General features: G+C 76.0%; 7 protein-coding genes and 2 pseudogenes. 7 read left to right on the forward strand and 2 right to left on the reverse strand.

Annotation, left to right across the window (positions count from 1 at the left end; genetic code table 11):
• The first annotated feature begins 36 nt into the window (after positions 1–36).
• Both AC2CJA_RS21180 and AC2CJA_RS21185 read left to right on the forward strand, forming a co-directional pair.
• Positions 37–1074 (forward strand): carbohydrate kinase family protein, encoded by a 1038-nt coding sequence (locus AC2CJA_RS21180; protein WP_484604259.1) that lies wholly within the window; start codon positions 37–39, stop codon positions 1072–1074.
• A gap of 368 nt (positions 1075–1442) precedes the next feature.
• Positions 1443–2585 carry a YihY/virulence factor BrkB family protein gene (locus AC2CJA_RS21185; RefSeq protein WP_484604261.1) on the forward strand — a complete coding sequence of 381 codons (1143 nt, stop codon included), beginning with the start codon at positions 1443–1445 and terminating at the stop codon, positions 2583–2585.
• 81 nt (positions 2586–2666) lie between these two features.
• Here AC2CJA_RS21185 and AC2CJA_RS21190 read toward each other — a convergent pair whose 3' ends face one another.
• Positions 2667–3116 (reverse strand): SPW repeat protein, encoded by a 450-nt coding sequence (locus AC2CJA_RS21190; protein ID WP_484604262.1) that lies wholly within the window; start codon positions 3114–3116, stop codon positions 2667–2669.
• Positions 3117–3518: 402 nt separating this feature from the next.
• Here AC2CJA_RS21190 and rsgA point away from each other — a divergent pair, with 402 nt between their 5' ends.
• Together rsgA and AC2CJA_RS21200 are read left to right on the forward strand one after the other, a co-directional pair.
• Positions 3519–4634 (forward strand): ribosome small subunit-dependent GTPase A, encoded by a 1116-nt coding sequence (gene rsgA / locus AC2CJA_RS21195; protein ID WP_484604263.1) that lies wholly within the window; start codon positions 3519–3521, stop codon positions 4632–4634.
• A 142-nt stretch (positions 4635–4776) separates the two neighbouring features.
• Positions 4777–5293 (forward strand): annotated as a pseudogene (locus tag AC2CJA_RS21200) (hypothetical protein).
• Positions 5294–5428: 135 nt separating this feature from the next.
• Here AC2CJA_RS21200 and AC2CJA_RS21205 read toward each other — a convergent pair.
• Positions 5429–5632 (reverse strand): annotated as a pseudogene (locus AC2CJA_RS21205) (winged helix-turn-helix domain-containing protein); the annotation flags it as partial.
• Between the two features lie 154 nt (positions 5633–5786).
• On the opposite strand from AC2CJA_RS21205, the gene AC2CJA_RS21210 reads away from it, so the two are divergent.
• The 3 genes from AC2CJA_RS21210 to AC2CJA_RS21220 are packed head-to-tail and all read left to right on the forward strand — an operon-like array spanning position 5787 to position 7776.
• Complete coding sequence (locus AC2CJA_RS21210; RefSeq protein ID WP_484604265.1) at positions 5787–7295, forward strand: AlkA N-terminal domain-containing protein; 1509 nt, start codon at positions 5787–5789, stop codon at positions 7293–7295.
• Positions 7292–7657, forward strand: coding sequence for a hypothetical protein (locus AC2CJA_RS21215; RefSeq protein WP_484604264.1), 366 nt, complete (start codon positions 7292–7294; stop codon positions 7655–7657). Before AC2CJA_RS21210 ends, AC2CJA_RS21215 begins: the two co-directional genes overlap by 4 nt.
• A complete protein-coding gene (locus AC2CJA_RS21220) occupies positions 7543–7776 on the forward strand; it encodes an MGMT family protein (protein ID WP_484604266.1) in 234 nt (77 codons plus the stop codon). Before AC2CJA_RS21215 ends, AC2CJA_RS21220 begins: the two co-directional genes overlap by 115 nt.
• Positions 7777–7803: the final 27 nt, after the last annotated feature.

The raw sequence follows: 7803 nt of genomic DNA on the forward strand, positions 1-7803 counted from the left end.
CCTCCCGGCCGCCGGCGCCGTACCAGAATGCCGTCCATGACCGCGACCAGCAGCCGCCCCGGCGCACCCGAACCCACCGCACCCGTCGCCGCCCCGCCCGTCGTGGTGCTCGGCGAGTGCGTCGCCGACGCCTTCACCGTGCCCCCGCCCGGCGGCGGGGAGCGGCCCTCCGCCCCCTCGATCGGGCTGGAGGTCCTGCCGGGGGGCGGCCCCGCCAACACCGCCGTGGCCCTCGCCCGGCTCGGCACCCCCACCCGCTTCCTGGGCAGACTGTCGGGGGACGTCTTCGGCCGGCTCTTCCGCGAGCACCTGGCCGACTCCGGCGCGGACCTCGGCGCGGTGGTCGAGGCGGCCGAACCCAGCACCCTGGCCGTCGCCGGCCTCGACGCAGACGGCCGCGCCGAGTACTCCTTCCACGCCGAGGGCACCGCCGACTGGCAGTGGACGGACGGCGAGCTGGAGCGGGCCGCGGCCGGCCCCGCGGCCTGCCTGCACACCGGGTCGCTGGCGCTGGTGCGGCCGCCGGGCGGGGAGGCGGTGGAGCGGCTGCTGGAGAGGGTGCGCGGGCGGGCCACCGTCTCCGTCGACCCCAACGTCCGGCCGCCGCTGGTGGAACCGGCCGTCTACCGCGACCGGCTGCCGCGCTGGTGCGCCGCGGCCGACATCCTGCGGCTGTCCGACGACGACCTCGGCCACCTCCTGCCCGGCACCGGCGTGGAGGAGGCCGCCGGGATCCTCCACGGCCACGGCGCGTCCCTGGTCGTCGTCACGCTCGGGGCGGAGGGCGCGTACGCCTCGCTGGAGGGCGCGGGCGGCGCGGGGCGCGTACGGCTGAGGGCGCCGGCCGAGCCCTGCGCGGTGGTGGACACCGTCGGCGCGGGCGACGCCTTCATGGGCGGCCTCCTGCACCGCCTCCACACCGCCGGAGCCCTCGGCGGGCGGCTGGACGGGCTGCCCGCGGGCGTACTGGAGCAGGCCCTGGCCACCGGCGCGGCCGTCGCCGCCGCCACCTGCGCGGTGCGGGGCGCCGACCCGCCCCGGGCGCACCGGACGGGCCGGCACACACGCAGGTGAGCGCCTTACCGGCCGGCACCAGGACCTTCGGCCCGGCGACATCGCGGGCGTCGCCGCCTTCGCGGCCTCCCTCGGCAACGTCTCCCGTGTCGACGTGCTGCCTCCCACAAGCTGGGCGCCGCCGAGTGGGAGGCCGCCGGGAGGACCTTCCCCCTGGCCGGCACCCCCGTGCCCACCCCGGAGCAGGTGGGCGGCGCCCGGGAGATCCTCGCCTCCCACGGTCTGTACGCGGTGTGAACCCGGTGCCGGCGCGCACCCGTACCGGTGCGCGGAGCGGTACGCGAACCGCGTGGCCCGCGGGGAAACCGGCAGGCCACCCCGCGGGCCACGGTGCGAGCCGCGATCACCGGGCCGGATACGTTAGGGGGGTGCAACCGGCCCCCTCCTCCCCGAAGCAGCCCTGGAACCCGCTGCGCAGGGCACGCGCCCTGTACCGCAACGTCCCCAAGCGGAAGCTCGCGTGGCTGCTGCTGAAGGACACCGTCAACTCCGCCATGGAGTACCGGATCCTGGGGCTGGCCGCCGAGGCGGCCTTCTTCACCCTGCTGTCGCTGCCGCCGCTGCTGCTGGGCCTGATCGGTCTGCTCGGTTATCTCGACGCCTGGATCGGCACCGACACCATCGACAGCGTCCGCGCCAACATCCTGAACGCCTCCGGGACCGTCCTGTCCGACCGGGGCGTCAGCCAGATCGCCGAGCCGCTGATCGACGACGTGATCGAGGGCGGACGGCCCGACGTGATCTCCGTCGGCTTCGCGCTGGCGCTGTGGTCCGGTTCGCGCACGATGAACGTCTTCATAGACACCATCACCGTCATGTACGGCCTCGACGGCCACCGCGGCATCGTCGCCACCCGGCTGCTGGCCTTCGGGCTGTACCTGATCGCGCTGCCGCTGGGCGCGGTCGCCCTGCCGCTGCTGATCGTCGGGCCGGACGCGGTGGTCGGCTGGGTGCCGCAGCTGGAGCCGCTGGTCGAGATCTTCTACTGGCCGGTGGTGGTGGTGGTCTCCGTCGCCTTCCTCACCACGCTCTACCACGTCTCGGTACCGGTCCGCTCGCCCTGGGTGGAGGACGTCCCCGGCGCGCTGGTCGCCCTGCTGATGTGGATCGCCGGCAGCCTCCTGCTGCGCCTGTACCTCACGCGCACGGTGGACGGGCCGACGCTGTACGGTTCGCTGGCCGCGCCCGTGGCCGTACTGCTGTGGATCGGCGTCTCGGCCTTCGCGGTCCTGGTCGGCGCGGCCGTCAACGCCGCCATCGACCACGTGTGGCCCTCGGTGACCACCGCCGCCGCCCGTCGCGCCAGCGAACGGGCCCGCGAGCAGGCCGCCGCCGAGGTCGTCGCCGCCGCGGCGGCGCGGCGCGCGATGCGGGGAGCCGAGGGCGGCGACGGGGGCGAGGAGGAGGCGGGGGCCGTCGAGCCGCCCGCGGAGTTCCCCGAGCGCTGGACGAAGTTCCTGCCGCCCTCCGACATACGCTCCCGGCTGCGCTCCCGCCGCCGTGACCACTGACGGCGGGCCCGGGCGCCTCGTGGCCTCCCGGACCCGCCGTGCGTCAGCGGTCCCGTCGTGCGCCGTCGACGCCGGGCCGGATCACCCCTTCCGGCGTCCGCCGCTCTGCTTGCCCCCCTTCCTGCCGACGGCCAGGAGTGCCAGACCGAGGAGGAAGACGACTCCTCCGGTGATCACGTTGGTGAGGACCGTCCTGGTGGTGGACACGTCGCCGGTCACCAGCCAGGGGGAGACGACCGTCCAGGCGCCGAGCACGCACACGGCCATGCTCAGGCCGTACGCCCGCTCGAAGGCGACCGCGAGGGTCAGCCCGATCACGGCGAGCGCGATGCCGGTGATGAAGTTGTTGATGGTCAGCGCATTGAGCTGGCTGAATCCCACGATCCATGGCGAGGCCAGCAGGAAGACGCCGCCCAGCACGGTCAGCGCCTCCATCCCCTGCGCCGTCGGCGACGCCGAGGCCTCCGCGTAGCGTGCACGCATCCCGACGAGGTCAGGGTGTTCCTCGATGCGTGACGTCGGTGTGGCCATCTGAGCCACCTCCTCTGGGACACTTTCACCCTTATGCTCTAATCTTCCACCAAATAGCCGCGTATGTCTTCCTGTGGAGCGCTTTTGTCCCCCGTGGCCCGTGAGGTTCCCCCGGACGGGTGAGGACGGCCGGGAAAACCGGTGGCGCGGGAGCCGCCCGCCGTCCTAGGGTCGGCGGCGCGAGGGCCCGGGGGGCCCGGAGGGGCCCGGGCGACACGGCCCCGGAAAGCCGTCGACGATCCGGGAACAGGAGGTGGGATCCATGGCCGCCGACACCGCCGCCGCGGGAGCAGCCCGCGGCAACGAGCCAGTCCGTTCCATCTCCGCGGCCTCCGGCTGACCTCACCCGGCCCGTTCACGGGCCGCCGCTCGGGGGCCGCCCTTCCCGAAAGGGCATCCGCGTTGAGTCCTCTCGACGTACCCGCACACCCGGAACGCTCCGATCACTCCGCACATCCGCTCGCCCGCTACGGCTGGGACGGGCACACCGCCGAGGCCTTCGCCCCGTACGGACGCCAGGGTCTGACCCCCGCCCGTGTGGTCCGCGTGGACCGCGGGCGGTGCGACGCCGTCACCGCCCGCGGTCCCGTACGGGCCGACACCACGGCCGTCACCTCCCCGGACCCGCTGCTCACCGTCTGCACCGGCGACTGGGCCGCCCTCGAACCCGGCGGGCGCCGGGCGCCGTGGACGGTCCGTGCCCTGCTGCCCCGGCGTACCGCCTTCGTGCGCTCCACCTCCTCCAAGCGCTCCGAGGGGCAGGTGCTGGCCGCCAACGTCGACCATGCCGTCGTCGCCGTCTCGCTGGCCGTCCCGCTCGACCCCGGAAGACTGGAGCGCTTCCTCGCGCTGGCCTGGGAGAGCGGAGCCCAGCCGCTGGTGGCCCTCACCAAGACCGACCTGGCACCGGACACCGCCCATGCGGCCGCCGACGCCGGGGCCGCGGCGCCCGGCGTGACGGTGCTGCCCGTCAGCGCGGTCACCGGTGAGGGCCTGGACGTGCTCGCCGCCGTGCTCGGCGGCGGCACCGCCGTCGTGCTCGGGCAGTCCGGGGCGGGCAAGTCCACCCTGGTCAACGCGCTGGTCGGGCAGGATGTGCTGGAGGTGCGCGAGACCCGCGCGAGCGACGGCAAGGGCCGGCACACCACGACCACCCGCGAACTGTTCGCGCTGCCCGGCGGCGGAGTCGTCATCGACACCCCGGGACTGCGCGGCGTCGGGCTGTGGGACGCCGGGGAGGGCGTCGGCCGGGCCTTCGCGGACGTCGAGGAGCTGGCGCGCGCCTGCCGCTTCCACGACTGCGCGCACGCCACCGAGCCGGGCTGCGCCGTCCTCGACGCGGTCGACGACGGCACCCTGCCGACGCGCAGGCTGGACAGCTACCGCAAGCTGCTGCGCGAGAACCAGTACCTCGCGGCCCGTACCGACGCCCGGCTGCGGGCGGAGCTGCGGCGCGACTGGAAGCGGAAGCAGGCGTTGGGCCGCCACATGGCGGAGCGCAAACGCGGCCCGCGCTGACCTGCTCCGACCCGAGCCGGCTCGCACGGGCGGGCACGGGGCGGCGGAAGCCGGTTGCTGACGTCGCCCCGTGCCCACCCGCAGCGTCGCCCCCGCCCAGCCGTTCGGCCCCCGGCAGTTCCAGCTCGTCCTGTTGCGCCGGATGGCCGACTTCCAGCCGGACCTGGTGCTCGACGCGCTGCGCGCACTGGGCGCCGACCGGGCCGAGATGCGCGAGGCCAACCGCCGCTGGCAGACCGTCGGCCGCTCGCCGCGCTCCCGGGGCGCCGCGGCCCGGTACCGCTCGGTGCTCGGTGAGCCGGAGACGGACGAGCCGCGCCGGGTGGGGGACCTGGACTGCCGCGCGCTGCGCTGGCCGCTGCCGCTCTGGCCGGACCTGCGCCTGGAGGTGTTGACCGCGCCGGGCGGCGCCGTGTGGAGCGAATGGCTGGTGCGAGCTCCGGGAGCACCCGGCCCGGAGCCGCGCACGGTGGAGGACCTGCTGCCGTGGACGTGCACGGTGGACGAGGTCGCCCGCGCCTTCGCGCCCGCCCGCCCGCCCGGTGGGAGGCTCGGCGCCCACCCGGTGGCGGCTGGCCTTCACCGCCCCGGACCGGGCGGGAAAGCGGCACGAGGTGATCGCGGAGTTCACCCGGGGGCTGCTCCAGCGACTCCCGTGACGTCGGCGGCCGCCGGTGCGCCCCGGCCCGGCAGGGCCAGGCGCAGCCCCGCCTCGACCGGGAACCAGCCGACCCGGCGGCGCACCGGTGTGCGGCCTGGCCGAGCGGCGCGCACGGTGTGGCGCGCGCGGTCTCCTCCTCGACGAACCCGTGCGCGGCCAGTTGCCGCAGGTGATAGCTGGTCGCGCCGCTGGACTCGGCCGGCCGGCCGGCCAGACGTGAGGCCGTCGCGGGGCCGTACTCGCGCAGCGCGCCGAGGATGCGGATGCGCAGGGGGTGGGCCAGGGCGCGCAGTGAGCGCGGGTCGAGGGTGTGGACGGTGTGCTGAGGATCGGCCATGCGGCGACCCCGAGCTTGCAAAGAATCCTTTGCGGGCAGTTCTTTGCAAGGTTTCCTTCGCGGCCGGTTCCGCGCACGCCCGGCCCGGACCGGCACCACCGCGTCCGATATCCGCCGGTGGCGGACGGCCGCGCGGCGCACACTGGATCGCGTGATGGACGACGAGGCCAGGTACGAGGCGGTCCGCGGCCGCGACGAGCGGTTCGACGGAGTCTTCTTCACCGGTGTGCTGACCACCGGCATCTACTGCCGCCCCAGCTGCCCGGCGGTCACCCCCAAGCGGGGCAACGTGCGCTTCTTCCCCTCGGCCGCCGCCGCTCAGCGGGCGGGCCTGCGGGCGTGCCGCCGCTGCCGGCCCGACGCCGTGCCGGGGTCGGCCGAGTGGAACGCGCGGGCCGACCTCACCGGCCGCGCGATGCGGATGATCGCCGACGGTGTCGTGGACCGCGAGGGCGTCGAGGGGCTCGCCCGCCGACTGGGCTACAGCGCCCGCCAGATACACCGCCGGCTCACCGCCGATCTCGGCGCCGGACCCGTCGCCCTGGCCCGCGCCCAGCGGACGCACACCGCCAGGGTGCTGCTGCAGACCACCGCGCTGCCGGTCACCGAGATCGCCTTCGCCTCCGGCTTCGCCAGCGTGCGGCAGTTCAACGACACGATCCGCGAGGCCCACGCCTGCACCCCGCGCGAACTGCGCGCCCACAGCCGCGACAGGGCCGCCGCCCGGGCCCGGGAGGCGGCCGGGGGCGGGGGAGTGGCGCTGCGGCTGGCCCACCGGGGCCCGTACGCCGCCGCGGAGATCTTCGGCTTCCTCCAGCGGCGGGCCGTCCCCGGCGTCGAGGAGGTCACCGGGGAGGCCGGCGCACGAACCTACCGGCGCACCCTCTCCCTGCCCCACGGCCACGGCGTCGCCGAGGTCCGCGAGAGGGCCGGCGAGGCGGGCGGCGGCGGGTGCGGCGGCTGGCTGCGGTGCCGGCTGCACCTGACCGACCTGCGGGACCTGACCACCGCCGTGCAGCGGATGCGGCGGCTGTTCGACCTGGACGCCGATCCGTACGCCGTCGCCGACCGCCTGGGCCGCGACCCGCTGCTCGGCCCCCTGGTCCGGGGGCTGCCGGGGCTGCGCTCGCCGGGCGCGTCCGACCCGCACGAGGCGGCGGTGCGCGCCGTGCTGGGCCAGCAGGTCACCGTGGGCGCGGCCCGTACGCTGACGGGCGCGCTCGTGGCGGCGTACGGCAAGCCGCTGCCGGCCCCCGACGGCAGCCTCACCCACCTCTTCCCCGATCCCGGAACCCTCGCCGGGGCGCCCCTGGACGAACTGCGCATGCCCGGCTCCCGCCGCCGGGCGGTGCGCGCCGTCGCCGCCGCCCTCGCCGACGGCGCCCTCGTCCTCGACCCCGGTGCCGACCGGGACGAGGCCGAGCGGATCCTGCTCGCCCTGCCCGGCATCGGCCCGTGGACGGCCGGCTACGTCCGGATGCGCGCACTGGGCGACCCCGACGTCCTCCTGACCGGCGACGCGGGAGTGCGGCACGGGCTGGAGCGGATCGGGGCCCGCGCGCGGGACGCCGAACGCTGGCGGCCCTGGCGCTCCTACGCCCTGCACCACCTGTGGAACGCCACCCTCGCCCAGCCCCCGACCGAGACCGCGCAGAAGCGATGACCCCCCTCTGCGCCACCTGCCCCAGCCCGCTGGGCGAACCGCTGATCGCCGGGCCCGGCGTACCGGCCTCGGTCAGCGTGCCCGGACAGAAGGGTGGCGCCCTGGTGCTGTCCGGCCGGCGGCGCGACGACGCGGCCTTCGCCGACATGGTGCGGCAGTTCGACGCCTGCTTCGCCGGTGAGCTGAAGGAGTTCGACCTCACCCCGGCCACCGGGGGCCGCAGTTCCGCGAGCGGGTCTGGGCCGCGCTGGACGGCGTCCCGTACGGCGCGACCGTCACCTGCGGTGAGCCGGCCGACATGGCGGGTCTGGAGCCGGGCTCGGTGCGGGCCGCCGGGGGAGCGGTCGGAGCCAACCCGTTGACAGTGCCGCGCCCCCGCCACCGCGTCATCGGCGCGAGCGGATCGCCGACGGGGTACGCGGGCGGGCCGGAGCGCAGGAAGCTGCTGCCCACTCCGAAGGGGGCGGTGAGGGAACGGTGAACCGCCACGCCGCGGCCGGTGGACACC

Source organism: Streptomyces sp. ATLC9, assembly GCF_057196705.1.

Coding starts and splice junctions, on each gene's coding strand:
- AC2CJA_RS21210 (WP_484604265.1), top strand. CDS start 5,787: ATGGACGACGAGGCCAGGTACGAGGCGGTCCGCGGCCGCGACGAGCGG.
- AC2CJA_RS21180 (WP_484604259.1), top strand. CDS start 37: ATGACCGCGACCAGCAGCCGCCCCGGCGCACCCGAACCCACCGCACCC.
- AC2CJA_RS21215 (WP_484604264.1), top strand. CDS start 7,292: ATGACCCCCCTCTGCGCCACCTGCCCCAGCCCGCTGGGCGAACCGCTG.
- AC2CJA_RS21190 (WP_484604262.1), bottom strand. CDS start 3,116: ATGGCCACACCGACGTCACGCATCGAGGAACACCCTGACCTCGTCGGG.